This is a genomic window from Pseudomonas sp. Marseille-Q7302 (genome assembly GCF_965111925.1).
In genome coordinates this window covers 202,218-228,213 of sequence record NZ_CBCOPK010000001.1, presented here as the reverse complement: position 1 = coordinate 228,213, position 25,996 = coordinate 202,218, and the positions used below count along the sequence as shown (strand labels likewise).

Below are 25,996 nucleotides of genomic sequence, written 5' to 3'. Positions count from 1 at the left end.
GGGCGATGGGGGTGGTGGCCCCTTCACCCCAGCCCTCTCCCCTGAGGGGAGAGGGGGTGAAAAGCGACTGGACTGCCCGGACGCAGGTAGCCATCCCCTCTCCCCCTGGGGAGAGGGTCAGGGTGAGGGGGCCACAAACCGCACTCACGACAAGGCCTCCGCCACTGGCCGCCGCGCGGCGGCCGGCTTGCTGTCCACCGGTGCTTCGACGATGGCTTCGGCCACCAGCTCGGCGATGTCCTTGATCTCCGGACGCGGGGCGACCACGCCTTCCAGCATCAGGGTGCACTGAGGGCAGCCCACGGCCACCAGCTCGGCGCCGGTTTCCTTGATGTCGGCCATGCGCATGTCGGGAATCCGCTGCTTGCCGGGGATGTCGGTGATGGGCGCTCCGCCGCCACCGCCGCAGCAGCGCGAACGGAAGCCGGAACGCTCCATCTCCTTGACCGCGATGCCCAGCGCCTTGAGCACCGCACGCGGCGCCTCGTACTCGCCGTTGTAGCGGCCCAGGTAGCAGGGATCGTGATAGGTGATGGTGGCGCCCTGCTCGGCCAGGGCATGCTGCCCGAGATGCAGGGAGCCACGGCTGAGCAGGGTCTCGATGAAGGTGCTGTGGTGCTGCACCTGGTAGTGGCCACCCAGATCGCCGTATTCGTTCTTGAGCATGTGAAAACTGTGGGGATCGCAGGAGACGATGGTCTGGAAGCGATACTGGCTCAGGGTCTCGATATTGCGCTTGGCCAGTTGCTGAAAGGTGGCCTCGTCACCCAGACGGCGGGCCACGTCGCCGCTGTCGCGTTCTTCCAGGCCGAGCACGGCAAAGTCCACCTTGGCCGCCTTGAGCACCTTGACGAAGGCGCGCAGGGTGCGCTGGTTGCGCATGTCGAAGGCGCCGTCGCCGACCCAGAACAGCACCTCGGCCTGGCCCTTGTCCTTCATCAGCGGCAGGTCCAGGTCGGCGGCCCAGTTCAGGCGGCCACCGGGGGCGAAGCCGCCGGGGTTGTCGGTGGCGATGAGATTTTCCAGCACCTCGGCGCCCTTGTTCGGCGTCTCGCCGCGCTCCAGGGTCAGGTGCCGGCGCATGTCGACGATGGCATCGACGTGCTCGATCATCATCGGGCATTCCTCGACGCAGGCACGGCAGGTGGTGCAGGACCAGAGGGTCTCGGCGTCCACCAGGGCCTTGCCCTGACGCGCGACGATGGGCAGGTGCGGACCACCCGCGTGCTCACCGACCGGCTTGCCCGGATAGGGCGAACCGAAGTAATGGGCATCGCTGCCGCCCTTGAGGCCGATCACCATATCCTGGATCAGCTTCTTGGGGTTGAGCGGCTGGCCGGCGGCGAAGGCCGGGCACATGGCCTCGCAGCGACCGCACTGGACGCAGGCGTCGAAGCCGAGCAGCTGGTTCCAGGTGAAGTCAGCGGGCTTTTCCACGCCCAGCGGCGCCTTGGGATCGTGCAGGTTCAGGGCCTTGAGGCCACTGGAGCGCGCGGCGCTGGCGTTGTGCGGCGTGCTGAAGCGCTCGGCGCGACGGTGCCAGGCCAGGTGCAGGGCACCGGCGAAGGCGTGCTTGATGGGGCCGCCCCAGGTCATGCCGAGGAACATCTCGGATACGCCCCAGGCCACGCCGACCGCCAGGACCGCGGCCAGAATCCAGCCGCCAAAGCCTTCCGGGAGGATACCGGCGACCGGCAGGGTGGCGATGAAGAAGCTTGCGGCAAAGGCCAGCAGGCTCTTGGGCAGACGCATCCAGGGGCCCTTGGACAGCCGCGCCGGCGGATCGCGACGGCGCTTGGCAACGAACAGGGCGCCAGTGAACATGCAGGCGGTGGCCGCCAGCAGCGCCCAGCCGAGGATGCGGCTGTGCAGGCCGAAGCCGTGCACCAGGATGGCCAGCAGGGCCGCCAGGACGAAACCGCCAGCAGTGGCCACGTGGGTCTTGGAGATGTACTTGTCGCGGTCGACCACGTGGTGCAGATCCACCAGGTAGCGCCGCGGCATCTTCAACAGCCCGCCGAGCCAGTCGACCTCGGCCGGACGCCCTTGTCGCCAGAGACTGAAACGCCGCACGGCGCCGATCACGGTAAGGGCCAGGGCGGCGAAGAGCAGGATGGGGAGGATGGTGTTCAACATCGATCTATCCTCACAGGGCGGGCCCCGCAGGCGCGGCCGGGGTAGCAAAGCGCCGGAGGCCGCAGAAGGTGAGCTATCGCGGCCATGGGCCGCTCCTACGAGGGACGTTCGGAGCCTGTAGGAGCGGCCCATGGCCGCGACTTTTCGAGCAGCGATTAGGCCGTCTTAGAAGTCCTTGCACAGGCGCAGGGCGTCGTAGATGGCGGCGTGGGTGTTGCGCTGGGCCACGCAGTCACCGATCCGGTAGAGTAGGTAGCCGTTGCCGGTCTCGCCGAGCGCAGGCTGCGGCTCGATGGCGAACAGCGCCTCGATGTCCATCTGGCCCTTGTTGCGCGAGTCTTCCTTGAGGGCGTAGTAGAGCCCCTCGTCCGGCCGTACGCCGTTCTCGATGACGATCTGGTCGACCACGCGCTCCTCGCGGGCGCCGGTGTATTCGTTCTCCAGTACCGCGATCTTCTTGTCGCCCTCGGCGTAGACCTTTTCCAGCATCAGGTCGCCGGTCATGATCACTTCCTTGGGATAGAGGCTGCGGTAGTAGGTCGGGAAGGTGGTCCCGCCGATGGCCACGCCCGGCTTGATGTCGTCGGTGACGATCTCGACCTGGGCCCCTTTGTCGGCCAGGTAGTCGGCCACGGACATGCCGGTGAATTCGCAGATGGTGTCGTACACCAGCACGTTCTTGCCTGGCTCGACCTTGCCCGAAAGGATGTCCCAGCTGCTGACGACCAGGCCCTCGGCGGCATGCCAGTGATCGACCTGCTCCAGGAAGGGGTGGCCGCCGTTGGCCAGGATGACGATATCCGGCCGCAGGTCGAGGATGGTCGCCGGATCGGCAGCGGTGCCCAGGCGCAGATCGATGCCCAGGCGCGTCAGCTCCAGCTGGTACCAGCGAGTGATGCCGGCGATCTGGTCGCGCTGCGGTGCACGGGAGGCCAGGGTGATCTGGCCACCCAGCTGCTCCTGCTTCTCGAACAGGGTGACGTCATGGCCGCGCTCGGCCGAGACGCGGGCGGCCTCCATGCCGGCGGGACCGCCGCCAACGACGACCACCTTGCGCTTGGGTCCGGTGGACTTCTCGATGATGTGCGGCAGGCCCATGTATTCGCGGCTGGTGGCGGCGTTCTGGATGCACAGCACGTCCAGGCCGTTGTACTGGCGGTCGATGCAGTAGTTGGCGCCGACGCACTGACGGATCTGGTCGATCTGGCCCATCTTGATCTTGGTGATCAGGTGCGGGTCGGCCATGTGCGCACGGGTCATGCCGACCATGTCGACATAGCCGCCTTCCAGGATGCGGGTGGCCTGGTTGGGGTCCTTGATGTTCTGGGCGTGCAGCACCGGGACATCGACCACTTCCTTGATGCCCGCGGCCAGGTGCAGGAAGGGCTCCGGCGGATAGGTCATGTTGGGGATGACGTTGGCCAGGGTGTTGTGGGTGTCGCAACCCGAGCCGACCACGCCGATGAAGTCGAGCATGCCGGTGTCGCTGTAGTACTTGGCGATCTGCTTCATGTCGTCGTGGGACAGGCCATCCGGGTGGAATTCGTCCCCGGTGATGCGCATGCCGACGCAGAAGTCGTCACCGACCTCGGCGCGTACGGCCTTGAGCACTTCCAGGCCGAATTTCATGCGGTTCTCGAAGCTGCCGCCCCATTCGTCGGTGCGCTTGTTGACGCGCGGCGACCAGAACTGGTCGATCATGTGCTGGTGCACGGCGGACAGCTCGACGCCGTCCAGGCCACCGGCCTTGGCCCGGCGCGCGGCCTGGGCGAAGTTGCCGATCACCCGCCAGATCTCTTCCGGCTCGATGGTCTTGCAGGTGGCGCGGTGCACGGGCTCGCGGATGCCCGACGGCGACATCAGGGTCGGCCAGTGGCCGCCATCCCAGCGCGAGCGGCGCCCCATGTGGGTAATCTGGATCATGATCTTGGCGCCATGCTTGTGCATGGCGTCGGCCAGATTCTGGAAGTGCGGAATGATGCGGTCGGTGGCCAGGTTGACCGAACTCCACCAGTGCTGCGGGCTGTCGATGGCGACCACCGAGGAGCCCCCGCAGATGGCCAGGCCGATGCCGCCCTTGGCCTTTTCTTCGTAATACTTGACGTATCTGTCGGTGGTCATGCCGCCGTCAGTGGCGTAGACCTCGGCGTGAGCCGTGGAGAGCACGCGGTTACGGATGGTGAGCTTGCCGATCTGGATCGGCTGGAACATTGCTTCGAAGGCCATGACCTTCTCCTCGATCGGCTGGTGCGCGGTCTTGAGCCGCGCTCTTGCTCTTGGGTGTCGCGGGGGTGGTGGCGACCGGGTCGCCCCCCACCCGCTGGAGTGACGTTACTTCGGACGGGTGACGAACAGGCCGTCGTCATGGCCTTCTTCGGAGCCGCTGTATTCCTGCACGGTGACGGTGCGGATGGCACTGCCCTTGGCGGCCAGGATCTGGTCGATGGCACCGGAGAACCAGCCGGTGAACATGTAGTCCACCTTGCGATTGACCTTGCCGTAGACGTAGACGAAGGCGGAATGCTTGAGCTTGACCTCGGCGTAGCCGGTTTCCAGGTCGAGCTTCTGGGTTTCGAACAAGCCCCAGCCGCGCTGCGACAGGCGCTTCATGTAGTGCTCGAATACCGCGGCGCCGTTGATGCCATGGCATTCGGCTTCCTTTTCGCACCAGTGCCAGGCCGACTTGTAGCCGGCCTTGTAGAGGATCTCGGCGTACTTGTCGGCGCCCAGGACTTCTTCGATGCCCATGTGGTTGTTGACGAAGAAGTGCCGAGGTACGTACAGCATCGGCAGGGCGTCGGTGGTCCAGACGCCGGTTTCGTCGTCGACCTGGATGGGCATTTCGGGGGCGTGGCTGGCCATGCGGATACTCCAGAACAGAGGGTCGTAGGTCGGGTTGAGCGCTAGCGAAGCCCGACGATCACAAAGGGGTGGAAAGGGTTCGTCGGGATCACTCGCCCCAGACGTCGCCGAGGATGCGCATCCAGTTCTCGCCCATGACCTTGCGCACGGTGCGCTCGGGCATGCCGCGCTTGAGCAGGGTCTCGGTCAGGTTGGGGAATTCGCCCACGGTGCGGATGCCCAGCGGGTTCACGATCTTGCCGAAGTTGGTCAGGCGGCGGGCGTAACCCTTGTCGTGGGTCAGCCACTCGAAGAAGTCATGGCCGTGGCCCTGGGTGAAGTCGGTGCCGATGCCGATGGAGTCTTCGCCGACCAGGTTCATCACGTACTCGATGGCTTCGGCGTAGTCGTCGATGGTCGAGTCGATGCCCTTGGCCAGGAAGGGAGCGAACATGGTCACGCCGACGAAGCCGCCGTGATCGGCGATGAACTTGAGTTCTTCGTCCGACTTGTTGCGCGGATGCTCTTTGAGGCCCGAGGGCAGGCAGTGGGAGTAGCAGACCGGCTTCTTGGATTCGAGGATGACTTCCTCGCTGGTCTTGGAGCCGACGTGGGAGAGGTCGCACATGATGCCGACGCGGTTCATCTCGGCGACGATCTCGCGGCCGAAGCCGGACAGGCCGCCGTCACGCTCGTAGCAACCGGTGCCCACCAGGTTCTGGGTGTTGTAGCACATCTGCACGATGCCCACGCCGAGCTGCTTGAAGATCTCGACGTAGCCGATCTGGTCTTCGAAGGCATGGGCATTCTGGAAGCCGAACAGGATGCCGGTCTTGCCCTGGGCCTTGGCCTGGCGGATCTCGGCGGTGGTGCGCACCTGGACCACCAGGTCGCTGCACTCGCGGATCAGCTTCTGGCTAGCGGCGATGTTGTTGACCGTCGCCTGGAAGCCCTCCCATACCGAGACGGTGCAGTTGGCGGCGGTCAGGCCACCCTTGCGCATGTCTTCGAAGAGTTCGCGGTTCCACTTGGCGATGATCAGCCCGTCGATGACGATGCTGTCGGCGTGGAGTTCGGTGGCATTCATGACGGGCTCCGGCGTAGGTCTCGCGCCGGAACGGGTGCCGGCGATTCGAGGCCAGCATAGCCCCGGGGTTCCGGCCGACCGGATGCAAAAACGACAGGGGTATCACCAGAAGCGTCAGGCCTGGGCGCGCGCTAGCGGTCAGCGACCGTGGCGAGCTCGTCCGCCGACAGCCGGCCCTCGCGGCGGGGCCGATCCTCCCGCGGACTCAGGCCGAAGCGCTGCCGGTAGCAGCGGGAGAAATAGGAGGCGGACTCGAAGCCGCAGGCCAGAGCCACGTCCAGCACGCTGGCCTCGCCCTGCTGCAGGAGCTGGCGCGCCCGGTCCAGGCGCAGCTGCAGATAGAAGGTGGAGGGCGTCGTCTGCAGATAGAGCCGGAACAGCCGCTCCAGCTGGCGGCGGGTCACCTGGATACCGGCGGCCAGCTCCAGGGTACCCAGGGGCGTCTCGGTATGGCGCTCCATGCGCTCCACCACGCGGATCAGCTTGCGATTGGCGATGCCATAGCGCTGGGCCACCTGGAGCCGCTGGTGCTCCCGCGGCGGGCGGATGCGGCCCAGCACGAATTGCTCGGAGACCTGCACCGCCAGTTCGCTGCCGTGGCTGCGGCCGATCAGCTCCAGCAGCAGATCGAGACTGGCCGTGCCGCCAGCGCAGGTGATGCGGCCGCGGTCGATCTCGAACAGCTCGCCGGTCACCGCCAGCTGCGGCCAGGCTTCGCGGAAGGCCGCCACCGCCTCCCAGTGCAGGGTGACCCTATGGCCATCGAGCAGGCCGGCGCGGGCCAGCACCAGGGCGCCGGTGTCGATGCCGCCCAGGGGATGCCCATGGCGGGCGACCTGACGCAGCCAGCCGGCGAGGCCATCGTCGTAATGGGCCAGGGGCTCGAAACCGGCCACCACGAACAGGGTGGTGCCCGGCGCCAGCGCGTCCAGGCCGCCGTCGACATTGACCGACATGCCGTTGCTGGCAGTGACCGCTGCCCCGTCACGTCCAAGGATGCGCCAGTCATAGCTGCCTGGGCGGAATCGATTGGCCACCCGCAGGGGTTCCAGGGTGGCGATGAAGCCCAGGGCGGAAAAGCCGGGCAGCAGGAGAAAGGCAAAGGACTGCGGCATGGGTGGGGCGTCCTCGGTAACGATCCGCTTTGGCAAGCAAGAAGGTCGCCAGGGTGCAAATTCCGGTCGTCGGACTGCGCATGCCGGTCCGGCAAGGCGCCTAGGGTAGAAGGCACCGGCAGTCATCCTCGGCCCGCCGACCCAGGGAGTTCGCCATGCCTAACAAGACCTTTAGTGCCACCCTCCTCGCCTGCGGCCTCCTCGCCGCCACCCTAGGCAGCGCCCGCGCCGCCGATCCCGACAGCTGCCAGACCGTGCGCCTGGGCGTCGTCGGCTGGACCGACGTGGTCGCCACCAGCGCCCTGGCCGAGGTCATGCTCGAAGGCCTCGGCTACGGGGTCAAGCCGACCACTGCCTCGCAACAGATCATCATGGCGGCCATGGGTGACAAGAACCTGGATGTCTTCCTCGGCTACTGGCAGCCCACCATGCAGCCGGTGGTGCAGCCCTTCGTCGACAAGGGTCAGGTCAAGGTGCTGGCCCCGCCGCTGCTGGCCGATGCCCAGTCCACCTTCGCGGTACCCGAGTACGTCTACCAGGCCGGTCTGAAGACCTTTGCCGACATCGCCCGTTTCAAGGACAAGCTCGGCGGCAAGATATACGGCATCGAGCCGGGTAGCGGCGCCAATCGCGGCACCGCCGAGATGATCAAGACCGACCGCTTCGGCCTCAAGGACTTCCAGCTGGTGGAATCCAGCGAGGCGGGCATGCTCACCGCCGTGCGCCGGGCCGAGAAGCGCAAGGAATGGATCGTGTTTTTCGGCTGGAAGCCGCACCCCATGAATCTGCAGATCAAGATGCGCTACCTGACCGGCAGCGAGGATGTCTTCGGCCCCAACGAAGGCCAGGCCACGGTCTCGGTGGTGACCACCGCCGACTATCCGCAGCGCTGCCCCAATGTCCAGCGCCTGCTCGCCAACCTGCACATGGACAGCGCCGAGGTCAGCGCCGTGATGGCCCCCATCCTGGAGCGCACCGCACCCAAGGACGCTGCGCGCGCCTGGCTCAAGAACAACCCGCAACGCCTCGACGCCTTCCTCCAGGGCGTGACCACCCGCGCTGGCCAGCCCGCCGCCATCAAGCTCTGATCGCCCAAGGACAGACCCCATGAACACCGATGTCATCGTTACCTGCGCCCTGACCGGCGCCGGTGATACCGTAGGCCGCAATCCCCATGTTCCCGTCACCCCGGCAGAGATCGCCGCAGCCGCCCTGGAGGCCGCCCGCGCCGGCGCCACCGTGGTGCACGCCCATGTGCGCGACCCCGCCACCGGCAAGCCCAGCCGCGACGTGGCCCTCTATCGAGAGGTGGTCGAGCGCATCCGCGAGGCGGACGTCGACATCATCGTCAACCTCACCGCCGGCATGGGTGGTGACCTGGAGATAGGGCCAGGCGAGACACCCACCGACTTCGGCCCCGGCTCGGACCTGGTCGGTCCCCTCACCCGCCTGCTGCACATCGAAGAGTTGCGCCCGGACATCTGCACCCTGGATTGCGGCACCCTCAACTTCGGCGACGGCGACTTCATCTATGTCTCCACGCCCGCGCAACTGCGCGCGGGGGCCAGGCGCATCACCGAACTGGGAGTGAAGGCCGAGCTGGAGATCTTCGACACCGGCCATCTCTGGTTCGCCAAGCAGTTGCTCAAGGAAGGCCTGCTGAAGGATCCGCTGTTCCAGCTGTGCCTGGGCATTCCCTGGGGCGCCCCGGCCGACACCACCACCATGAAGGCCATGGTCGACAACCTGCCGCCGGGCGCCTGCTGGGCCGGCTTCGGCATCGGCCGCATGCAGATGCCCATGGCCGCCCAGGCCATGCTGCTGGGCGGCAACGTGCGCGTCGGCCTGGAAGACAATCTCTGGCTGGACCGGGGCGTCCACGCCACCAACGGCAGCCTGGTGGAGCGGGTCATCCAGATCATCGAACGCCTGGGCGGGCGCGCCCTGAGCCCCGCCGAGGGCCGGACGAAGATGCAGCTGGGAGGTGCCCGATGAGCGCCGTCTTCGCCGCCCTTGGGACCGGCGTGATCGGCGCCGGCTGGATCGCCCGGGCCCTGGCCCGGGGCCTGGAGGTGCGCGCCTGGGATCCGGCGCCCGGCGCCGAAGCCGCCCTGCGCACCCGCCTGGCCAATGCCTGGCCGGCGCTGGAGGCCCAGGGCCTGGCGCCCGGTGCCAGCCTGGACCGCCTGACGTTCCATACCGATCTGGACGCCGCGGTCGCCAGCGCCGACGTCATCCAGGAAAGCGCCCCCGAACGCCTGGAGCTCAAGCGCGAACTGCATGCCCGGGTCAGTCGTGCGGCGCGACCCGACGCCCTGATCTGCTCCAGCACCTCGGGGCTGCTGCCCAGCGATTTCTATGCCGAAGCCCTGCACCCCGAGCGCTGCCTGGTGGGCCACCCGTTCAATCCGGTCTATCTGCTGCCGCTGGTGGAGGTGGTGGGCGGCAGCCAGACCTCGACGGCCAACCTGGCGCGCGCCGAGGCCTTCTATCGCGAGCTGGGCATGCGGCCGCTGCGGGTGCGCAAGGAGGTGCCCGGCTTCATTGCCGACCGCCTGCTCGAAGCCCTGTGGCGCGAGGCCCTGCACCTGGTCAACGACGGGGTCGCCACCACCGGCGAGATCGACGACGCCATCCGCTACGGCGCCGGCCTGCGCTGGTCGTTCATGGGCACCTTCCTTACCTACACCCTGGCCGGCGGGCCGGCGGGCATGCGCCACTTCATGCAGCAATTCGGCCCGGCGCTGAAGCTGCCCTGGACCTACCTGGAAGCTCCGGAGCTGACCGACGGCCTGATCGACGCCGTGGTCGAGGGCACCCAGGCCCAGCAGGGCGACCTGGAACTGGCGGCGCTGGAGCGCTATCGCGACGACTGCCTGCTGGCGGTGCAGGCGGCCATTGCCGGATGCAAGGCGCGCCACGGCATCTTGGATTAGGAGCGGTCATGATCATCCACCGTACTTCGGTCGCCTCCGAGTGGGTCGACTACAACGGCCACCTGCGCGACGCCTACTACCTGCTGATCTTCAGCCATGCCACCGACGCCCTGATGGACGCCATGGGCCTGGACGCTGCCGGCCGCGCCGTCAGCGGGCACTCGCTGTTCACCCTGGAGTGCCACCTCAACTTCCTCCACGAGGTGAAGGCGGACGCCCAATTGGAGGTGCGGGTGAGGTTCCTGGCCCTGGACGCCAAGCGCCTGCACCTGCACTTCGGCCTCCATCACCAGGGGCAGGCCGAGCTGCTGGCCGCCTCCGAGCAGCTGCTCCTGCACGTCCACCTGGACGGTCCCCGCTCCGCGCCCTTCGCGCCACGGGTGCACGACTGGCTGGCGACCCGGCTGGCGGCGCAGCGGGACGAGCCCTGGCCGGAGCACGTCGGGCGGGTCATCGGCCTGCCCCCATCCCGGCGATGAGAACACCGCCGCTGTCCGCGGACATGGCCGCCTTCGTCGCGGCCAGCCAGGCCTTCGCCACCCAGGCTCCGGCCATCGCTGCCCAGCGCCAGGCCTATGCCCGTCTCTGCGCGGCCCTGGCGCCAGCGGACTACCAGGGGTTGGCGATCAGCGATCACCGTGCCGCTGGGGTACCGCTGCGGCTGGTGGCGCCACTGAACGCCCGCGCCAACCGCCCCGCCCTGCTCTATCTGCACGGCGGCGGCTGGATGCTCGGCGACCTGGATTCCCACGGCTTTCTCGCGGCACGGCTGGCGCGGCGACTGGGGCTGGCGGTGCTGCTGGTGGACTATCGCCTGGCGCCAGAGCATCCCTACCCTGCAGCCCTGGACGATGCCCGGCGGGCCTGGGACTGGCTGCAACGTGAGGCCCAGGCACTGGGGTTGGACGAGCGCCGGCTGGCGGTGGCCGGTGACAGTGCCGGCGGCAATCTCGCCGCGGCCCTGTGCCTGGCGCTGCGCCAACAGGGTCGCGCCCAGCCGCGGGCCCAGGCACTGATCTATCCCGCGCTGACGGATCGGGTGCTGCCCAGCGAGCGCCATCAGGCCCAGGCACCGCTGCTGAGCGCGACCGACTGGCGAGCTTGTCTGGATGCCTATCTGCCCCGCCCGGAAGATCGCCGGGATCCCCTCGCCTTGCCGCTGCAGGCTGGCGATTTCAGCGGGCTGGCACCCGCCCTGGTCGCCGTGGCGCGGCGCGATCCTCTGGCTGATCACGGCCGCGCCTATGCTGCCGCCCTGCGCGCGGCGGGTAACTCCTGTCGGGTGTGGGAAGGCGCCGGCCTGCTGCACGGTGCACTGCGCGCCCAGGGCCGGCGCGCCGAAGCCCTGCGCTGTGCCCTGGAGCGCTTTCTCGGCGGTGAACTGGACTTGGCACCTGGGGCCAACCTATCAAAAGACAAAAAAAAACCTCAACCGCTGGAGACGGAAGAGGTTCAAACGCCCTGATGGGCCTCAGTGTGTAACCGTGGATTGCTCGGCTCTAGAGGCGAACAACCGCAAAATATCGTGGATAGGGCGCATTCTAACGGCGAACGTCGGTTTTGACCCTGCGGCAGATTGTCCAGGCAGGGCGTCGTAATAAACCTACATTGCCTGGCTGGCCGGCGAAGCGCTTTCCAAAAACGACATCGGGCTATGCGGCGACGCCAGCCCGGCTTGCCGTCTGCGACGCCAATGGGAGAATCCAGGCATTCCACCTGAGAGGGCAGTGCCATGATGATCGCCGACTTGATCGACCAGGACGACTTCCGCGACCGCCTGCGTGCGCTGGGTTTCAACGTGACGCCCGCGGCAACCGCGGACGAAGCCTGTCGCCAGGCCGTGACCGGGCTCAACCAGGAGCGTGCCCAGGCCCTGCGCCAGCTGATCCAGGAATTGCTGTCCGGCAGCGCGGCGCTGCTGCCGGCGGTGCGCCAGGCCATCGACCAGCAATTGCTGCCGGCCCTGGCCCCGACGCGTGCCTAGCGGATGCTAGGGTCGCAGCAGACTCAGGCGGCCCAGCACCGGTAGCCGTCCCAGGCCACGCAGGGGTGGCGTCAGCAGACGTTCACCCCTGTGGGCGAGCCCCGCTGCAAGCGGGGTATGCAGGCCCAGGCTGATGACGCCCAGGGCCAGCGCCAGGCCGCCGATGTAGTCATCCGAACCCCAGTGGGCGCCGGCCACCAGGCGCGGCAGCATGAACAGCATCGCCAGCGCGGCCACCACCAGGCGGCGTCCGCCGCGGGTGAAGTGCGCCATGAACAGCGCCCAGAGCAGCAGCACCGAGGCATGGTCGCCGGGAAAGCTGGCGCCGGACCTGTCCTTCAATTCCCAACCATGCTCCAGCCCGGGAAAGCGATCGCTGAGCAGATAGGCGCCCGGGAGCACGTCGGACGGGCTGGAATGCTGCAGGCCCCAGGCTTCGATGCCCTTGGTCAGCAGGGTTCGCACGATCAGCAGGATCACCAGCAGGCCGATGAAGGTCGCCAGCGCCGGCCGTACCTGATGGGTCGGATAGGCCCAGCCGCCGCGAACCAGCAAGGCCAGCAGCACCAGCCCGACCAGGGCATCCACCGGTCGCAGGCTGAAGAAGGTCCAGAGATAGAGCCAGGCAGTAGAGTGCGCCAGGGGCGCGTTGAGGGCATGGAACAGCCCGGCATCGAACGCCAGCAACTGGGTCCGAACGGCGGGAATGAGCCAGAGCACCAGCAGGCCCAGGGCGAGTCCCTGGCAGAGCGCCAGTCGGCGCCACTGCCAGGTGGCGGTGAAGAGTGGAGCGTTCATCGAGGTCTCTTTTCACGAAAATTTCACGAATAGACCGATTCCACCTCGATGACGTCACACTTTGTTGCCGACAGAAGACGCAACACTCCTTTGCGGCAGCCGATTCAACCCAGAAAGGCCATGGCCTCTTCCAGCACCAGGTCCGGCACTTCTTCCGCCAGGTAATGACCACCTGGCAGGGCGCGACCACTGACCTGGGTGGCCACCTGACGCCATTCGGCCAACGGATCGAAGCAGCGCCCGACGGTGCCTTCAGCGCCCCAGAGCACCCGCAGCGGCAGCTCCAGTCGGCGCCCGGTGTCCAGATCGGCCTGGTCGTGAGCCAGGTCGATACCGGCGCTGGCGCGGTAATCCTCGCAAATGCCGCGAGCTGTGCCAGGCAGGCTCAGGCAGCGCAGGTATTCGGCCAGCACCTCGGGTGGAAAGGGCGTCAGGCCTGCGCTGCGCGTACCCATCACGCCCTTGAGATAGCCTTCCGGATCGGCTTCGATCAGCCGCTCCGGCAATGGTGCCGGGCGGATCAGGAAGAACCAGTGCCAATAGGCGCGGGCGAAGGCCTCGTCGGTCTGCCGATACATGGCCAGGGTCGGGGCGATGTCCAGCAGCATGAGCCGCTCCACCACAGCGGGATGATCCAGTGCCAGGCGATGGGCGACGCGGGCGCCACGGTCGTGGGCCAGCACCGCGAAACGCTGGTGGCCCAGCAGGCGCATCAGCTCGACGTTGTCCCGCGCCAGGGTGCGCTTGCTGTAGGCCTCCGTGCCCGCGTCAGGCTTGGCGCTGTCGCCATAGCCGCGCAGGTCGGCGACCACCAGCGTGAAACGCTCGGCCAGCCGCGGCGCCACCCTGTGCCACATGACATGGGTCTGGGGATGGCCGTGGAGCAGGAGCAGCGCCGGGCCCTGGCCGCCGACGCGGCAATTGAGCTCGACGCCATCGACGTCCAACCGCCGCTGCTCGAATCCCGGAAAGAGGCCGTCCATCTCAGGCCAGGGCCGCGGCGATGGCCTGCCCCAGGCTTTCGGTGGTGCCCTGGCCGCCGAGGTCACGGGTCAGGGGCGCCTGCTCAGGCCCCTGGCGCAGTACCGCTTCGATGGCCGCGACCACCGCCGCGCCGGCGTCGGCATGGCCCAGGTGTTCGAGCATCATGGCGCCACACCAGATCTGGCCGATGGGATTGGCGATGCCCCGGCCGGCGATGTCCGGCGCCGAGCCGTGCACCGGCTCGAACAGGCTGGGGAAATTGCGTTCCGGATTGATGTTGGCCGAGGGGGCGATGCCAATGGTGCCGGTGCAGGCCGGGCCCAGGTCGGAGAGGATGTCACCGAACAGGTTGCTGGCGACCACCACGTCGAACCAGTCCGGGTGCAGGACGAAGTTGGCGGTGAGGATGTCGATGTGGAACTTGTCCACCGCCACGTCCGGATAGGCCTTGCCCATCTCCTCCACGCGCTTGTCCCACCAGGGCATGGTGATGGCGATGCCATTGGACTTGGTGGCCGAGGTCAGTTTCTTGCGTGGCCGCTGCTGGGCCAGGTCGAAGGCGAACTTGAGGATGCGGTCGGTGCCGTGGCGGGTCATGACCGTTTCCTGGATCACCACCTCGCGCTCGGTGCCTTCGAACATGATGCCGCCGACGCTGGAGTACTCGCCCTCGGTGTTCTCGCGCACCACATAGAAGTCGATGTCGCCCGGCTGGCGATTGGCCAGGGGCGCCTTGACGCCGGGCATCAGGCGGCAGGGGCGCAGGTTGACGTACTGGTCGAAGCGGCGACGGAACTGCAGCAGCGAGCCCCAGAGGGAGATGTGGTCGGGCACCACGTCCGGCCAGCCGACGGCGCCGAAATAGAGGGCATCGTAGTCCTTGAGCGTCTCGAACCAGTCGTCCGGCAGCATCTTGCCGTGGGCCTGGTAGTACTCGGCGCTGGCGAAGTCGAAGTGATCCCACTGCAAGGCGATGCCAAAGCGCTGGGCAGCGGCGTCCAGCACGCGGATGCCTTCAGGCATGACTTCCTTGCCGATGCCGTCACCGGCGATGACCGCGATCTTGTAGGGCTTGGACGCTTGCATGGCTTTTCTCCGGCAGTCTGGGTGGGATGGACCCAGTGTAGTCTCGCGCCGGAGGCGTACAATCCCGTCTCAGGGAAAGCCATTCTTAACCTGGGATCAAGAATCTTGTCCGCTGATGACCTCGCCTTCTTTGTCCGCCTGGCCGGCCACCCCAGCCTGACGGCCGCTGCCCGGGAGCTGGGGCTATCCCTGGCGGCGGTCAGCAAACGACTCACTGCCCTGGAGCGCCGCCTGGGCGTGCAACTGATCCGCCGGACTACCCGGCGGCTGGACCTGACGCCGGAGGGCCTGCGCTACCTGGAAGGCGCCCGTCCGCTGCTGACCCAGCTGGAAGACCTGGAGGCCGCCGTCGGCCGGCCCGACGCGCCCCTGAGCGGGGTGCTCAATCTCAATGCCACCTTCGGCTTCGGCCGCCGCCACCTGGCACCGCTGCTGTCGGACTTCGCCCGCCGCCATCCCGGGCTGGAGCTCAATCTGCATCTTTCCAGCCATCCGGTGAACCTGCTGGAGGGTCCCTTCGACCTGGATATCCGTGTCGGCGAGCCACCGGACGCCCGGGTCATCGCCCACCGCCTGCTGGATAACCGCCGCCTGCTCTGCGCCGCCCCCGCCTACCTGGCACGTGCCGGCGTGCCGGAGAGCGTGGCGGACCTGGCGCGGCACAATTGCCTGGTGCTGCGCCAGGACACGGGCGACTATGCCGTCTGGCGCTTCACCAAGGCCGGCCAGCACTTCGCCCAGAAGGTGCGCGGCAGCCTGAGCAGCAACGATGGCGAGGTGGTGGTGCGCCTGGCGCTGGAGGGCCATGGGCTGATCCTGAGATCGGAATGGGACGTGGCCGAGCTGCTCGCCAGTGGCGCCCTGGTGCCGCTGCTGACCGATCACGAGGCGCTAGCGGCGGCCATCTATGCGGTCCACCGCCAACAGCGCCATGTGCCGCGCCGCCTCTCCGAGCTGATCCGCCATCTGGCACGGGAGCTGCCCGCGCGTCTGGGTCGCTGAAGTTGCACGAATCTTCCAGACCGGCGCCGGGTCCGTAGCTAGACTGGAAAGCCCGCAGATCCCCTTTTCTCGCCATGGCCGACGATCACTGGATCCAGCTGCAACAGGACGCCGACACCGGCATCGAGACCCTGCGCGCCCATTTCGAGGGCCATGCCTATGACCCGCACTGGCACGACGCCTATCTGGTGGGCTACACCGAGCAGGGCCTGCAGCAATTCCACTGCCGTGGCCAGCGCCACCTGAGCACCCCGGGGCAGGTCTTTCTGCTGGAGCCTGGCGAGTTGCACGACGGCCAGGCGCCGGAAGCCGAGGGCTTCACCTATTCCATGCTCTACCTCGATCCCCAGTGGCTGGCGCGCGAGCTGCAGGGCCTGCACGGTGAGGCCCGGCCGCTGGGCGAACCGGGCTTCGCCCGTACCCTGGTGGACCAGGCCGAACTGCACCGCGCGGTGGCCTGGGCCCATGACGTCTTGAGTCGGCCAGAGCTGCGCATCGTCCGCCAGAGCGCCCTGGACGCCCTGTTGCTGCGCCTCTTGCCGCAACTGCAATGGCGGGCGCCCCAGACGGGCGATCCGCGGCTGCCCCAGGTCGCTCTGCGCGCCCGGGACTTCCTGCATGCCCATCATCAGGAAGACCTCGGCCTGGAAGAACTGGCCCAGGCCTGTGGCGTGGACAGATTCCGCCTGACCCGTGCCTTCAAGGCGGCCTTTGGTCTGGCACCGCATGCCTATCTGGTGCAGCTGCGGTTGTCGCGGGCACGCCGCCTGCTGGCCGACGGCCTGTCGCCGGCAGAGACCGCCGCGGCCCTGGGCTTCGCCGACCAGAGTCATCTGGGCCGCTGGTTTCGCCGCGCCTATGGCCTGACCCCGGCGGCCTATCGCGCGCGCTGCTCGAATCTTCCAGACCGCTAGCGGCAGGCTTGCGACCCTGGGGCTCCTCCAAACCGGGAGTCTCCCATGTCCCTGCTGCCCTTCCTGCTGTTCGCCCTGGTCGCCTCCATCACCCCCGGGCCGACCAATGTGCTCATCCTCGGCCACAGCGCTCGCCACGGCGCCCGGGCCAGTCTGCCGCTGGTGCTGGGCGGCAGCCTGGGCGCGGTGGCCCTGGTCCTGGTGGTGGGTTTCGGTCTCGGCCAGACCCTGGCCCGACATCCCGACTGGCAGCGCAGCCTGGCCTGGGCCGGCGTGCTCTGGCTGAGCTGGCTGGCCTGGCAACTGGCCCGTGCCGGCGCGCCCGCGGTCACGGATGACAGCGCCCGCCTGGGCTTCGGCGGCACCGCCGGCCTGCAGGTGCTCAACCCCAAGAGCTGGAGCATGGCGCTGGCGGTGGTCACGGTCTATGCCGAGCCCGGCGCCGACCTCTGGCGGCAGGTGCTGGTCCTGGCCCTGGTGTTCCTGCTGGTGTCCGTACCCTGTCTGGGCCTCTGGGCGCTGCTCGGCCGGGTCGCGGCGCGCAGCCTGAGATCGCAGCGCGCCTGGCGTGGTTTCAACCTGGGGATGGCGGCGCTATTACTCGTCTCGGCCTGGGCGACGGTGGTCTAGACCGGCGCACTGCCCTGATCCCGGAAATTCTCTTCCAGGTGCTCCAGCCAGGCGCGCACCGCCGGCAGTTGGCCACGGCGGTGCGCATAGGCGGCCTGGAGATGGCCACCGGGGATCGACCAGTCCGGCAGCAGGCGTTGCAGGCGGCCCTCGGCCAGCTCGGCCTGACAATAGATCAGCGGCAGGAGGGTATAGCCGAGACCCGCCAGGGCGGCGGCCTTGCGCACGCCGAAGTCATCGATGCCCAGGCGCGCTTCCAATATCAGTTCGCGACGTTCGCCCTGAGGTCCTGCGAGACGCAGGTGTACCTTGCGATCCACCTCCAGGGCGCCCAGCAAGGGCAGGCCCAGCAAGGCCTCCGGTGTATCCAGCCGTCGTCCGGCGAGCAGTTCGGGTGCCGCCACCAGCACCACGGGAGCCTGGCGCAGCCGCCGCACCACCAGGCCTGGTTCTTCGTCATCGACGTCCCGCACGCGCATGGCGACGTCCACCCCTTCATTGATGATGTCCACCCGCCGGTTGACCAGCAGCATGTCCAGCTGCACCTGGGGATAGCGGGTAAGAAACCGCGTCACCACCTCGGGAAGGTATTGCTGGGCCAGGGCCACCGGACAGGATACGCGCAGCGGCCCACGCGGCTCGCTGGACAGGCTGGCGGCGGTCTCGGCGGCGCTTTCCGCCTCGCGCAGCAGCGCCTGGCAGTGCACCAGATAGCGCTCACCCAGGGTGGTGAGCGTCAGGGTGCGGGTGGTGCGCTGCAGCAGGCGGGCGCCCAGGCGCGTCTCCAGTTCAGCGATGCGCCGCGACAGACGCGATTTGGGAATGCCCAGCAGGCGGCCGGCCGCGGCGAAGCTACCGGCCTCCACCACCTTGGCGAAGTAGGCGAGGTCATTGAGGTCTTGCATGGGCGATTGTCCTATCCATGGGACGAAGCATCGCATTTTAGGCGACTAATCAACTGATCGTCTTATCGGTAGTCTGGGCTCATCTCTCAAGACCCTACAGGACCACCGCCATGAAACTCCTGCACATCGACTCCAGCATCCTCGGCGATCACTCTGCTTCCCGCGCCCTGAGCGCCAAGGTCGTCGCCGCCCTCAAGGCCGCCACGCCGGGTCTGGAGGTCACCTACCATGACCTCGCCCACGACTCCCTGGGGCACTTCTCCGGTGCCAGTCTGGCCGCCGGCGCCACCCCGGCCGAGCAGCGCAACGCCGAACAGCGTGACGAAGCCGAGCGCAATGCCCGCGCCCTGCAGGAATTCCTCGCCGCCGACGTACTGGTGTTGGGTGCCCCCATGTACAACTTCACCATTCCGACCCAGCTCAAGGCCTGGATCGACCGCATCACCGTGGCCGGCACCACCTTCCGCTACAGCGAAGCCGGTCCGGAAGGCCTGTGCGGCGACAAGAAGGCGATCATCGTCGCTACGGCGGGCGGCATCCATGCCGGCAAGCCCACTGGCATCGCCCATGAGGACTATCTGAAATTGCTGCTGGGCTTCCTCGGCATCACCGACATCCAGATCGTTCGCGCCGAAGGCCTGGCCTATGGCGACGAAGCCAAGAGCGCGGCCCTGGCCAGTGCCGAACGGCAGATCGCCGATCAGTACGCCTGAGTCCGGACGCCCTCACCCCCGGCCCCTCTCCCTGAGGGAGAGGGGAGCAGAACAGTCCTCGCACTTGGTCCTAGCCCCAGGAGTGAGGGGTGAAAGGGGATGCGCAGGGTCCGGGGGATTGGACCTCAGCCAGCACTCCATCCCGCTCTTCCCCCTCTCCCCTCGCGAGAGGGCCGGGGTGAGGGCAACACGGCTCCTCAGCTGAAACCCACTACCGGATGCGGGACATAGGGCGCTTCCAGGGCGGCGATCTCTTCTTCGCTCAGGCGCAATTCCAGCGCCGCCACCGCATCCTCCAGATGCTGCGGCTTGGAGGCGCCGACGATGGGCGCGTCGATGCCCGGCTTCTGCAGCAGCCAGGCCAGGGCCACCTGGGCGCGCGGTACGCCGCGGGCTTCGGCGATGCGGGCCACGGCAGCCACGATCTGCCGGTCGGATTCCTCGCTGGCGGTATAGAGCGTCTTGCCGAAGGCATCGCTTTCGGTGCGCGCCGTGCTGGCGTCCCAGTCGCGGGTCAGGCGGCCACGGGCCAGCGGACTCCAGGGGATCACGCCAATACCGGCATCGCGGCACAGCGGCAGCATCTCCCGCTCCTCTTCGCGATTGAGCAGGTTGAGGTGATTCTGCATGGTGGCGAAGCGAGTCCAGCCATGGCGTTCGGCGGTGTGCAGTGCCTTGGCGAATTGCCAGGCGTACATGCTGCTGGCGCCGATGTGCAGCGCCTTGCCGGCCTTGACCACGTCGTGCAGGGCTTCCAGGGTCTCCTCGATGGGCGTGTGATAGTCCCAGCGATGGATCTGGTAGAGATCGACGTAGTCGGTGCCCAGGCGCTGCAGGCTGGCGTCGATGGCGGCGAAGATGGCCTTGCGCGACAGGCCGCCGACGTTGGGCCTATCCCGCAGCGGGAAGTACACCTTGGTCGCCAGCACGATCTCCTCGCGCACGGCGTTGGCCTTGAGGAAGCGGCCGACGATCTCTTCGCTGGTGCCGTCCGAGTAGCTGTTGGCGGTGTCGAAGAAGTTGATGCCCAGATCCAGCGCCTTCTTCAGCAGCGGCTGGCTCTGGTCTTCCGGCAGGGTCCAGGGATGATTGCCCCGCTCGGGCACGCCATAGGTCATGCAGCCCAGGCAAAGGGGCGAGATTTTCAGACCGGTACGGCCGAGAGTGCGATAGTTCATGAGGGCCTCCAGGGATGGTCGAAAGAGGTTGACCGCGAAACGCCCGCATCGACTGCAACGAACTTACCGGCTGCCGGCTTGTTCTAGATGGATTCGTACCAACAACCGGAGACGCTCCATGAAGAAATATGCTTCCGCGGTCTGGCAAGGCGGTTTGAAGGATGGCAAGGGCCATATCTCCACCGAGAGCGGCGCGCTCAAGGACAATGCCTACGGCTTCAACACCCGTTTCGAAGACACTCCGGGCACCAACCCCGAAGAACTGATCGGCGCGGCCCATGCCGGCTGCTTCTCCATGGCCTTCTCCATGCTGCTGGGCCAGAACGGTCTGACCCCCGAGCGGATCGAGACCAAGGCCGATGTCACCCTGGACAAGGTCGGTGATGGCTTCGAGATCACCACCATCGATCTGACCATGAAGGCCAAGATCCCCGGTGCCACCCAGGAGCAGTTCACCACCATCGCCAACCAGGCGAAGGAAGGCTGCCCGGTGTCCAAGGTGCTCAAGGGTGCCAAGATCAACCTGAACGCCACGCTCGAAGGCTAAGGGTTCAGATGCCTGCCGGTGCCGCTCCGGCATCGGCAACATCGCGTCCTAGAGGCGATTCGCAAGAATTTCCGCTAGTCGCTAGACTGCTCCGACCCTGCTTTCGGAGATTTCGATGAATGACTCCATTTTCATGGCTATCTTTTCCATCCTCGCCCTGTTGCTGCTGGGTGGTGGGGTCTACGGCTGCGTGATCCTGAATCGCCAGCGCAAGGACATCGAGAAGAACGACAGCGAAGGCTAGCCCAGGCCGCTAGGCCGGTCGTCGCCCCGCCAGATAACGTACGCCCTGGGCACCGAAGACTTCCGAGTGCGGCTCATGGGCAGCCAACTGGAAGATCTCGCCCACGCCATAATGACGTTCGCCCGCCGCCGTCCGAATACGCAACTCGCCTTCGATGACCAGCGCCTTGGCGTCGAAAGGATGAGCATGGGCGTCCAGAGTGCCATGGGCTTCGCGCGTGACCAGTACCGGCGGCTGAAACCCTTCTTTGGCCATTTGGATGGTGAAGGCGGACTGGCCCATGGAAGCTCCTTTGCGGCAGGGGAATAGACGGCGCCAAGACTAGCGACGCGCCCGCCAAGCAGTTAGTACAACGCTGCTATAGCGCGGCATTACTCCGGCTATGGCCACCAAGGTAACGAAAGGAAGGTGAAACCTCGGGAACCCGAGGTTTCACGTGGAGCATTAACGGTCCAGCTTGCGTTCGACCTCAGCGGTCTTGCGCTTGAGCTCTTCGGCTTCCTGCTCCTTGGTCTTGATATCGGTAGGCGTGATGACCTTGTCGATGCCATCGGTCGGCGTCGCTTCCGACTGCTCCATATCCTTTTTCACCACATCCACCGGACGTCCCGCCTCATCGAGCGCGGGTTGGTTTGGCGGGGTCTTGCCCAAGTGGGCATCGGAACGCTGGTCGCTCATGAAAGGCTCTCCTCGGTAGGCTCACTCTTTCGAGCGTGCCAACCCGCACGGAGTTCTCCCGCTGCTCAACTACGGCTGCGGACCCGCTCCAGATAGGCCAGCAGTTGCGCCTGCTCCTCTGCGTCCAGCGGTGCAAAGACCGCTTCCAGCGCCTGGGTACGAGGCACCTGGGCATGAGCCAGCGCCTGACGCCCCTGCTCGGTTAGGTGGACCAGCAAGGCGCGCCTGTCCTGGGGATGGGGTTCGCGACGCACCAGGCCATCGCGCTCCAGGGCGTCGAAAGCATCGGTCAGGGTGCGCGGCGCGTGGCGCAGCTGTTCGGCGACCTCACCCGGACGACAGGGGCCCAGCCGCTCCAGCACCATCAGCACCTTGTAGCGGGCGAAGGAAAGACCGGACGCCTTGAGCGTCTCATCCAGTTGTTGGCGCATCTGCCGTTTCAGATCTAGCAAGGCTTCGGCGATGGCGGCGGCGGTTGACATGAACGATTCTTACCTCGAATATAGTGAGGAACCTCAATGAATGGTACCTCCGCAATGGCGACATCTTTTCACAGCCAAGAGGGCGATGCCAGTGCCCGCCACCTTTTCCAGCGCGTGCGTTTCGAGCTCAAACGCCGCTGGGCGACCGTCGTCCGTCGCGAAGCGCTCGGCGGCGATCTGTTGCGCCTGACCTTCGGTGGCAGCGACCTGGCCGACTTCCAGAGCGCCGCCTTCGACGAACACGTGAAGCTCTTCGTGCCAATCGACGCCACCCCCATTCGCGCTGCCAGCCCCGAGCAACTCGCTGGGCGGCACTACACCCCCCGCTACTACGATGCCACCCGCGGCGAACTGGCCATCGATTTCTTCCTGCACGAAGCGGGTGTACTGACCACTTGGGCGCGCCAGGCGCAGCCCGGTGCCGAGCTGATCATCGGCGGGCCCAAGGGTGCCCTGGTGCCACCGGAGGATTTCGACTGGTACCTGCTGGCCGGTGACGAGACCGCCCTCCCCGCCATCGCCCGGCGCCTCGAACAACTGGCCGCAGGGGTGAAGGTGCAGGTCATCGCCGAAGTGGCCCGCCCCGGCCTGGAAATCGCCCTGCCCACCGCCGCCGCTGCCGAGGTCCGCTGGGTCTACCGAGAGGCCCGGGCAGACGCCCTGGTGCAGGCGCTGGAAGCCCTGGAGCTGCCCGCGGGCGAAGGCTATGCCTGGATCGCCGGTGAGGCTGCGCAGGCACGCGCCGCACGCCAGGTGCTGCTGGCCAAGGGTCTGCCACGGGACTGGGTGAAGGCGGCCGGCTATTGGAAGCTTGGCGAGAGTGACCAACACGTGAAGGTCGACGATTGAGCGCCACTGCCTGCGTCGCCGACGGACTGCCGCGCCCGCGCCGCTACCGTGCTGTTGCCGCCCTGCTCCTGGCCATCAGCATGACGGTGCTGGACAGTGGCATCGCCAACCTGGCCCTGCCCAGCATCGCCGAGGCCCTGGATGTGTCCGCCGCTGCGGCGGTGTGGATCGTCAGCGCCTACCAGCTGAGCCTGGTCGCCCTGCTGTTTCCGTTGTCCGCGGTGGCCGAGCGGCTGGGCTTGCGTCCGGTGTTCGCCACCGGCGTCGGCATCTTCGGCCTGGCCTCCCTGGGCTGCGCCCTGGCCCCGGATCTTGCCAGCCTGGTCGCCGCCCGAGCGCTGCAAGGCGTGGGCGCCGCCGCCATCATGTGCGTCAGTGCCGGCATCGTGCGGCTGTCCTATCCACGGGCGCGCCTGGGTCGCGGCATCGCCATCAACGCCCTCTGCGTGGCCCTGGGTTCGGCAGCCGCACCCAGCCTGGGCGCGGCCATCCTGGCGCTGGGCGGCTGGCCCTGGCTGTTCGCGATCAACGTACCCCTGGCTATCCTGGTCGGCCTGCTGGTGCGCAACCTGCCCGACAGCCCCCGCGCGCAACGCCGTCTCGATCCCGTCAGCGTGCTGCTCAACGCCCTGCTGTTCTGCGCCGGCATCGGCGGCCTGGAGCGTCTTGGCGGCGCGCCCTTGCAGGGAGTGGTCCTGCTGCTGCTGGCCGCGGCCAGTCTGGTGTTGCTGGTGCGTCGCGAACGCGGGCTGGCGGCGCCGTTGCTGCCCGTCGATCTGCTGGGCCTGCCCGCCATGCGTCACTCGGTGCTGGCCTCGGTCTGCTCCTTCGCCGCGCAGATGCTCTGCTTTCTCGCCCTGCCCTTCTACCTGCAGCACCAGCTGGGCCTGGTACCCCTGCAGATTGCCCTGCTGATGCTGGCCTGGCCGCTCACCGTGGCCGTGTCGGCACAGGTGGCCGGGCGCCTGGCCGATCGCTATCCCCCCCAGCGACTGTGCATGCTCGGCGGCCTGGGGATCGCCCTGGGCCTGGCGGCTGCCGCGGTGATGCCGCTGGAGCAGTCCACCACGCTGCTGGTTCCCTGCCTGATCGTCGGTGGCATCGGCTTCGGCTTTTTCCAGGTGCCCAACAACAGGATCATGCTGACCGCTGCCCCGCTCGGTCGCAACGGCGCCACCGGCGGCGTCCAGGCGACCGCGCGGCAGACCGGCATGGCACTGGGCGCCGCCGCCCTGGCGCTGCTGCTGCATCTGGATGCCGGGCTGGCCCCGCGCCTGGGACTGGCCCTGGCGGCCGGGCTGGGCCTGGTCGCTGCCTGGTCCAACTGGCGAGCGCCGCGCTAGGGCTGCGGTGTTGTCGCCTGGCCGAGCAGCGCCTGGAGCGCCTGCTCGCGTTCGGCCGCCGGGCGCTCGCCCAATAGCCGTACCTGGTGGAAGAAGGCCGGCCAATTGCCCGGGTGCTGTGCATAGAGCGCCGCGAAGGCCGGCACCCATTGTTCGTACAGCCCATAGGGCACCAGCCGCGCATTGTTGAGTAGCTGGCTCATCCAGCCATCGAAGCGACGCTCGTCACGCCAGGCCGGAGTGGCGCGCAGGCGCTGATAGTCAGCGCGCAACTGGGCGAAACGCCGGGCCTTGGCCGCGCGCTTGGCCGTGGGCGTCAGCGGCTGGGCATAGAGCCGCGCCAGGTCTTCGCGGGTGGTCAGCAGCAGGGCGCGAAATTGCTGGTAGCGGGCCTCGCGCCCCGCGTCCGGCGGCGGCAGGCCACGACTGGCGCGCCATTGCCGCAGCCCTTCCCCCTCGACGAAGGTGGCGTAGGATTCATTGAAGGCAGTATCGCCCGGCAGGTAAAAGCGCTGGTGGGCCAGCTCGTGGAAGATGGTCGCGGCCACCTGGTCATCGTCCCAGCGCAGCATGCTGCTCAGCAGCGGATCACTGAACCAGCCCAGCGTCGAATAGGCCGGTACGCCGCCGACGTAGGTGTCCTGGCCCTGCCGTTGCAGCGCCTGCGCCGCTGCCCGGGCTGCAGCCTCCTGGTAGTAGCCGCGATAGGCCACGCAACCGGCGATGGGAAAGCAGTGGGTGGTGGGCCGGGTGGAAAACTCGGCGGTGGCGAAGACGTTCCACAGCACGAAGGGGCGCTTGAGTTCGACGAAACTGCGATAGCTGGCGTTGTCCGGCAAGGCCAGTTCGGCACTGGCGAAGCGCCGCGCGGCCGCGGCGGCGGCAAGGCGTTCGCGCAGGGCGGCGGGGCGCGCGGGATCGGCGACGACCGTCGCAATGGGCTCGCGATCACGGATCAGCACCCACTGGCCCTGTACCATCTGACCGTAGTACCCGACCGAGGTACAACCGCCCAGTCCGATCGCCAGGGACAGCAGCGCCAGCCAGCGGCCCGCGCGTTGCGCAGGCAGGGTGCCTGACTGGGTGGCGCGCCCTTCCCTGCCCGGAGTTGTAGCCGTCATGCGTAGACTGTGCCTGCTGTTGCCTGTGCTGTTCCTGAGTGGCTGTTCCCTATGGCCGCTGCCCAAACCGGATCCGGCACAGGCCTGGATCGATCTGGACAGCGACGGCAAGGCCAAGCTGGAAGCCCTGCGTGCCGATCGCAAGGAACTCGAAGACAAACGCTACTTCCAGGTCTGGCCAGGGAGCCACGATCTGCAGGTACGCTACCAGTTCGAGGTGCAGCCCACCAACATCGGCGCGCAGGTGGCCGATCCGCTGGCACGCACCTGCCTGGTGACCCTCAACTACAAGGCCTTCACCGCGGGCGAGCGCTATCGCCTGGAGGCCGGTCAGACCGGCTGGCGGCCCTGGGCGCGCCTCTATGACGAGCGCAACCAGGAAGTGGCGCGCAGCAATGCCAGTCGTTGCGGCGACGTGTAGAC

General features: G+C 67.4%; 29 protein-coding genes. 15 read left to right on the top strand and 14 right to left on the bottom strand.

Features of this window, described 5'->3' with window-relative positions:
* Positions 1-144: 144 nt before the first annotated feature.
* The 5 genes from dgcB to ACWPW1_RS01100 form a co-directional block, all read right to left on the bottom strand.
* The gene (gene dgcB, locus ACWPW1_RS01120; protein WP_434775424.1) at positions 145-2,136 is read right to left on the bottom strand and encodes a dimethylglycine demethylation protein DgcB; all 1,992 of its coding nucleotides are present in this window, start codon (positions 2,134-2,136) and stop codon (positions 145-147) included.
* Between the two features lie 165 nt (positions 2,137-2,301).
* Positions 2,302-4,362: a dimethylglycine demethylation protein DgcA gene (dgcA, locus tag ACWPW1_RS01115; RefSeq protein ID WP_434775423.1), complete on the bottom strand. Its 2,061-nt coding sequence runs from the start codon at positions 4,360-4,362 to the stop codon at positions 2,302-2,304.
* A 105-nt stretch (positions 4,363-4,467) separates the two neighbouring features.
* Entirely contained in the window at positions 4,468-4,998 is a 531-nt protein-coding gene (locus tag ACWPW1_RS01110; protein ID WP_059313100.1) for a DUF5943 domain-containing protein, read from the bottom strand.
* Between the two features lie 88 nt (positions 4,999-5,086).
* Complete coding sequence (locus ACWPW1_RS01105; RefSeq protein WP_059313099.1) at positions 5,087-6,064, bottom strand: dipeptidase; 978 nt, start codon at positions 6,062-6,064, stop codon at positions 5,087-5,089.
* 131 nt (positions 6,065-6,195) lie between these two features.
* Positions 6,196-7,179, bottom strand: a complete 984-nt coding sequence (locus tag ACWPW1_RS01100) for a helix-turn-helix domain-containing protein (protein WP_434775422.1) — start codon at positions 7,177-7,179, stop codon at positions 6,196-6,198.
* 155 nt (positions 7,180-7,334) lie between these two features.
* Here ACWPW1_RS01100 and choX point away from each other — a divergent pair, with 155 nt between their 5' ends.
* The 6 genes from choX (at position 7,335) to ACWPW1_RS01070 (ending at position 12,099) form a co-directional block, all read left to right on the top strand.
* The gene (gene choX, locus ACWPW1_RS01095) at positions 7,335-8,267 is read left to right on the top strand and encodes a choline ABC transporter substrate-binding protein (RefSeq protein ID WP_434775421.1); all 933 of its coding nucleotides are present in this window, start codon (positions 7,335-7,337) and stop codon (positions 8,265-8,267) included.
* A 19-nt stretch (positions 8,268-8,286) separates the two neighbouring features.
* Complete coding sequence (locus tag ACWPW1_RS01090; protein ID WP_434775420.1) at positions 8,287-9,174, top strand: 3-keto-5-aminohexanoate cleavage protein; 888 nt, start codon at positions 8,287-8,289, stop codon at positions 9,172-9,174.
* Positions 9,171-10,115, top strand: coding sequence for an L-carnitine dehydrogenase (locus tag ACWPW1_RS01085; protein ID WP_434775419.1), 945 nt, complete (start codon positions 9,171-9,173; stop codon positions 10,113-10,115). Before ACWPW1_RS01090 ends, ACWPW1_RS01085 begins: the two co-directional genes overlap by 4 nt.
* A gap of 8 nt (positions 10,116-10,123) precedes the next feature.
* Positions 10,124-10,594: a thioesterase family protein gene (locus ACWPW1_RS01080; RefSeq protein WP_434775418.1), complete on the top strand. Its 471-nt coding sequence runs from the start codon at positions 10,124-10,126 to the stop codon at positions 10,592-10,594.
* 23 nt (positions 10,595-10,617) lie between these two features.
* Positions 10,618-11,580, top strand: a complete 963-nt coding sequence (locus ACWPW1_RS01075; protein ID WP_454252288.1) for an alpha/beta hydrolase — start codon at positions 10,618-10,620, stop codon at positions 11,578-11,580.
* Between the two features lie 267 nt (positions 11,581-11,847).
* Complete coding sequence (locus tag ACWPW1_RS01070) at positions 11,848-12,099, top strand: hypothetical protein (protein WP_093253588.1); 252 nt, start codon at positions 11,848-11,850, stop codon at positions 12,097-12,099.
* A 6-nt stretch (positions 12,100-12,105) separates the two neighbouring features.
* Here the strand turns inward: ACWPW1_RS01070 and ACWPW1_RS01065 are convergent, their stop codons facing one another.
* The 3 genes from ACWPW1_RS01065 to ACWPW1_RS01055 all read right to left on the bottom strand — a co-directional run bounded on the left by ACWPW1_RS01065 (position 12,106) and on the right by ACWPW1_RS01055 (position 14,967).
* Positions 12,106-12,897, bottom strand: coding sequence for a phosphatase PAP2 family protein (locus tag ACWPW1_RS01065; protein ID WP_434775416.1), 792 nt, complete (start codon positions 12,895-12,897; stop codon positions 12,106-12,108).
* A 104-nt stretch (positions 12,898-13,001) separates the two neighbouring features.
* Entirely contained in the window at positions 13,002-13,880 is an 879-nt protein-coding gene (locus ACWPW1_RS01060; protein ID WP_323150035.1) for an alpha/beta fold hydrolase, read from the bottom strand.
* Between the two features lies 1 nt (position 13,881).
* A complete protein-coding gene (locus tag ACWPW1_RS01055) occupies positions 13,882-14,967 on the bottom strand; it encodes a tartrate dehydrogenase (RefSeq protein ID WP_059313090.1) in 1,086 nt (361 codons plus the stop codon).
* 105 nt (positions 14,968-15,072) lie between these two features.
* Here ACWPW1_RS01055 and ACWPW1_RS01050 point away from each other — a divergent pair, with 105 nt between their 5' ends.
* The 3 genes from ACWPW1_RS01050 (at position 15,073) to ACWPW1_RS01040 (ending at position 17,513) form a co-directional block, all read left to right on the top strand.
* A complete protein-coding gene (locus tag ACWPW1_RS01050) occupies positions 15,073-15,969 on the top strand; it encodes a LysR substrate-binding domain-containing protein (RefSeq protein WP_434775415.1) in 897 nt (298 codons plus the stop codon).
* A 74-nt stretch (positions 15,970-16,043) separates the two neighbouring features.
* Complete coding sequence (locus ACWPW1_RS01045; RefSeq protein WP_434775414.1) at positions 16,044-16,883, top strand: AraC family ligand binding domain-containing protein; 840 nt, start codon at positions 16,044-16,046, stop codon at positions 16,881-16,883.
* 45 nt (positions 16,884-16,928) lie between these two features.
* Positions 16,929-17,513 carry a LysE family transporter gene (locus ACWPW1_RS01040; RefSeq protein ID WP_434775413.1) on the top strand — a complete coding sequence of 195 codons (585 nt, stop codon included), beginning with the start codon at positions 16,929-16,931 and terminating at the stop codon, positions 17,511-17,513.
* On the opposite strand, the gene ACWPW1_RS01035 is transcribed toward ACWPW1_RS01040, so the two are convergent.
* Positions 17,510-18,418, bottom strand: coding sequence for a LysR substrate-binding domain-containing protein (locus ACWPW1_RS01035; protein WP_434775412.1), 909 nt, complete (start codon positions 18,416-18,418; stop codon positions 17,510-17,512). The two genes, ACWPW1_RS01040 and ACWPW1_RS01035, sit on opposite strands and share 4 nt — an antisense overlap.
* A 110-nt stretch (positions 18,419-18,528) precedes the next feature.
* Between ACWPW1_RS01035 and ACWPW1_RS01030 the strand changes: the two genes are divergently transcribed.
* Positions 18,529-19,131 (top strand): NAD(P)H-dependent oxidoreductase, encoded by a 603-nt coding sequence (locus tag ACWPW1_RS01030; RefSeq protein ID WP_434775411.1) that lies wholly within the window; start codon positions 18,529-18,531, stop codon positions 19,129-19,131.
* 197 nt (positions 19,132-19,328) lie between these two features.
* Here the strand turns inward: ACWPW1_RS01030 and ACWPW1_RS01025 are convergent, their stop codons facing one another.
* A complete protein-coding gene (locus ACWPW1_RS01025; protein WP_184289184.1) occupies positions 19,329-20,309 on the bottom strand; it encodes an aldo/keto reductase in 981 nt (326 codons plus the stop codon).
* A gap of 118 nt (positions 20,310-20,427) precedes the next feature.
* Between ACWPW1_RS01025 and ACWPW1_RS01020 the strand changes: the two genes are divergently transcribed.
* Positions 20,428-20,856: an OsmC family protein gene (locus tag ACWPW1_RS01020; RefSeq protein ID WP_007160229.1), complete on the top strand. Its 429-nt coding sequence runs from the start codon at positions 20,428-20,430 to the stop codon at positions 20,854-20,856.
* A gap of 115 nt (positions 20,857-20,971) precedes the next feature.
* The gene (locus tag ACWPW1_RS01015; protein WP_257721105.1) at positions 20,972-21,100 is read left to right on the top strand and encodes a hypothetical protein; all 129 of its coding nucleotides are present in this window, start codon (positions 20,972-20,974) and stop codon (positions 21,098-21,100) included.
* 9 nt (positions 21,101-21,109) lie between these two features.
* On the opposite strand, the gene ACWPW1_RS01010 is transcribed toward ACWPW1_RS01015, so the two are convergent.
* The 3 genes from ACWPW1_RS01010 to ACWPW1_RS01000 form a co-directional block, all read right to left on the bottom strand.
* Positions 21,110-21,382, bottom strand: a complete 273-nt coding sequence (locus tag ACWPW1_RS01010) for a cupin domain-containing protein (protein WP_434775410.1) — start codon at positions 21,380-21,382, stop codon at positions 21,110-21,112.
* 162 nt (positions 21,383-21,544) lie between these two features.
* The gene (locus ACWPW1_RS01005) at positions 21,545-21,778 is read right to left on the bottom strand and encodes a hypothetical protein (RefSeq protein WP_434775409.1); all 234 of its coding nucleotides are present in this window, start codon (positions 21,776-21,778) and stop codon (positions 21,545-21,547) included.
* A 65-nt stretch (positions 21,779-21,843) separates the two neighbouring features.
* Complete coding sequence (locus ACWPW1_RS01000) at positions 21,844-22,260, bottom strand: MarR family winged helix-turn-helix transcriptional regulator (protein ID WP_059313081.1); 417 nt, start codon at positions 22,258-22,260, stop codon at positions 21,844-21,846.
* 54 nt (positions 22,261-22,314) lie between these two features.
* Here ACWPW1_RS01000 and ACWPW1_RS00995 point away from each other — a divergent pair, with 54 nt between their 5' ends.
* Together ACWPW1_RS00995 and ACWPW1_RS00990 are read left to right on the top strand one after the other, a co-directional pair.
* A complete protein-coding gene (locus ACWPW1_RS00995; protein ID WP_323150101.1) occupies positions 22,315-23,109 on the top strand; it encodes a siderophore-interacting protein in 795 nt (264 codons plus the stop codon).
* Positions 23,106-24,452 carry an MFS transporter gene (locus ACWPW1_RS00990; RefSeq protein WP_313649506.1) on the top strand — a complete coding sequence of 449 codons (1,347 nt, stop codon included), beginning with the start codon at positions 23,106-23,108 and terminating at the stop codon, positions 24,450-24,452. Before ACWPW1_RS00995 ends, ACWPW1_RS00990 begins: the two co-directional genes overlap by 4 nt.
* Here the strand turns inward: ACWPW1_RS00990 and ACWPW1_RS00985 are convergent.
* The gene (locus ACWPW1_RS00985) at positions 24,449-25,573 is read right to left on the bottom strand and encodes an aminopeptidase (protein ID WP_434775407.1); all 1,125 of its coding nucleotides are present in this window, start codon (positions 25,571-25,573) and stop codon (positions 24,449-24,451) included. The genes ACWPW1_RS00990 and ACWPW1_RS00985 overlap by 4 nt on opposite strands.
* Here ACWPW1_RS00985 and ACWPW1_RS00980 point away from each other — a divergent pair.
* Complete coding sequence (locus ACWPW1_RS00980) at positions 25,572-25,994, top strand: PA0061/PA0062 family lipoprotein (protein WP_271653532.1); 423 nt, start codon at positions 25,572-25,574, stop codon at positions 25,992-25,994. The two genes, ACWPW1_RS00985 and ACWPW1_RS00980, sit on opposite strands and share 2 nt — an antisense overlap.
* Positions 25,995-25,996 lie beyond the last annotated feature (2 nt).

Bases quoted from the DNA above. Each gene is read 5' to 3' on its own strand.
- dgcB (WP_434775424.1), bottom strand. From the start codon at position 2,136: ATGTTGAACACCATCCTCCCCATCCTGCTCTTCGCCGCCCTGGCCCTT.
- dgcA (WP_434775423.1), bottom strand. From the start codon at position 4,362: ATGGCCTTCGAAGCAATGTTCCAGCCGATCCAGATCGGCAAGCTCACC.
- ACWPW1_RS01110 (WP_059313100.1), bottom strand. From the start codon at position 4,998: ATGGCCAGCCACGCCCCCGAAATGCCCATCCAGGTCGACGACGAAACC.
- ACWPW1_RS01105 (WP_059313099.1), bottom strand. From the start codon at position 6,064: ATGAATGCCACCGAACTCCACGCCGACAGCATCGTCATCGACGGGCTG.
- ACWPW1_RS01100 (WP_434775422.1), bottom strand. From the start codon at position 7,179: ATGCCGCAGTCCTTTGCCTTTCTCCTGCTGCCCGGCTTTTCCGCCCTG.
- choX (WP_434775421.1), top strand. From the start codon at position 7,335: ATGCCTAACAAGACCTTTAGTGCCACCCTCCTCGCCTGCGGCCTCCTC.
- ACWPW1_RS01090 (WP_434775420.1), top strand. From the start codon at position 8,287: ATGAACACCGATGTCATCGTTACCTGCGCCCTGACCGGCGCCGGTGAT.
- ACWPW1_RS01085 (WP_434775419.1), top strand. From the start codon at position 9,171: ATGAGCGCCGTCTTCGCCGCCCTTGGGACCGGCGTGATCGGCGCCGGC.
- ACWPW1_RS01080 (WP_434775418.1), top strand. From the start codon at position 10,124: ATGATCATCCACCGTACTTCGGTCGCCTCCGAGTGGGTCGACTACAAC.
- ACWPW1_RS01075 (WP_454252288.1), top strand. From the start codon at position 10,618: ATGGCCGCCTTCGTCGCGGCCAGCCAGGCCTTCGCCACCCAGGCTCCG.
- ACWPW1_RS01070 (WP_093253588.1), top strand. From the start codon at position 11,848: ATGATGATCGCCGACTTGATCGACCAGGACGACTTCCGCGACCGCCTG.
- ACWPW1_RS01065 (WP_434775416.1), bottom strand. From the start codon at position 12,897: ATGAACGCTCCACTCTTCACCGCCACCTGGCAGTGGCGCCGACTGGCG.
- ACWPW1_RS01060 (WP_323150035.1), bottom strand. From the start codon at position 13,880: ATGGACGGCCTCTTTCCGGGATTCGAGCAGCGGCGGTTGGACGTCGAT.
- ACWPW1_RS01055 (WP_059313090.1), bottom strand. From the start codon at position 14,967: ATGCAAGCGTCCAAGCCCTACAAGATCGCGGTCATCGCCGGTGACGGC.
- ACWPW1_RS01045 (WP_434775414.1), top strand. From the start codon at position 16,044: ATGGCCGACGATCACTGGATCCAGCTGCAACAGGACGCCGACACCGGC.
- ACWPW1_RS01040 (WP_434775413.1), top strand. From the start codon at position 16,929: ATGTCCCTGCTGCCCTTCCTGCTGTTCGCCCTGGTCGCCTCCATCACC.
- ACWPW1_RS01035 (WP_434775412.1), bottom strand. From the start codon at position 18,418: ATGCAAGACCTCAATGACCTCGCCTACTTCGCCAAGGTGGTGGAGGCC.
- ACWPW1_RS01030 (WP_434775411.1), top strand. From the start codon at position 18,529: ATGAAACTCCTGCACATCGACTCCAGCATCCTCGGCGATCACTCTGCT.
- ACWPW1_RS01025 (WP_184289184.1), bottom strand. From the start codon at position 20,309: ATGAACTATCGCACTCTCGGCCGTACCGGTCTGAAAATCTCGCCCCTT.
- ACWPW1_RS01020 (WP_007160229.1), top strand. From the start codon at position 20,428: ATGAAGAAATATGCTTCCGCGGTCTGGCAAGGCGGTTTGAAGGATGGC.
- ACWPW1_RS01015 (WP_257721105.1), top strand. From the start codon at position 20,972: ATGAATGACTCCATTTTCATGGCTATCTTTTCCATCCTCGCCCTGTTG.
- ACWPW1_RS01010 (WP_434775410.1), bottom strand. From the start codon at position 21,382: ATGGGCCAGTCCGCCTTCACCATCCAAATGGCCAAAGAAGGGTTTCAG.
- ACWPW1_RS01005 (WP_434775409.1), bottom strand. From the start codon at position 21,778: ATGAGCGACCAGCGTTCCGATGCCCACTTGGGCAAGACCCCGCCAAAC.
- ACWPW1_RS01000 (WP_059313081.1), bottom strand. From the start codon at position 22,260: ATGTCAACCGCCGCCGCCATCGCCGAAGCCTTGCTAGATCTGAAACGG.
- ACWPW1_RS00995 (WP_323150101.1), top strand. From the start codon at position 22,315: ATGGCGACATCTTTTCACAGCCAAGAGGGCGATGCCAGTGCCCGCCAC.
- ACWPW1_RS00980 (WP_271653532.1), top strand. From the start codon at position 25,572: ATGCGTAGACTGTGCCTGCTGTTGCCTGTGCTGTTCCTGAGTGGCTGT.
- ACWPW1_RS00985 (WP_434775407.1), bottom strand. From the start codon at position 25,573: ATGACGGCTACAACTCCGGGCAGGGAAGGGCGCGCCACCCAGTCAGGC.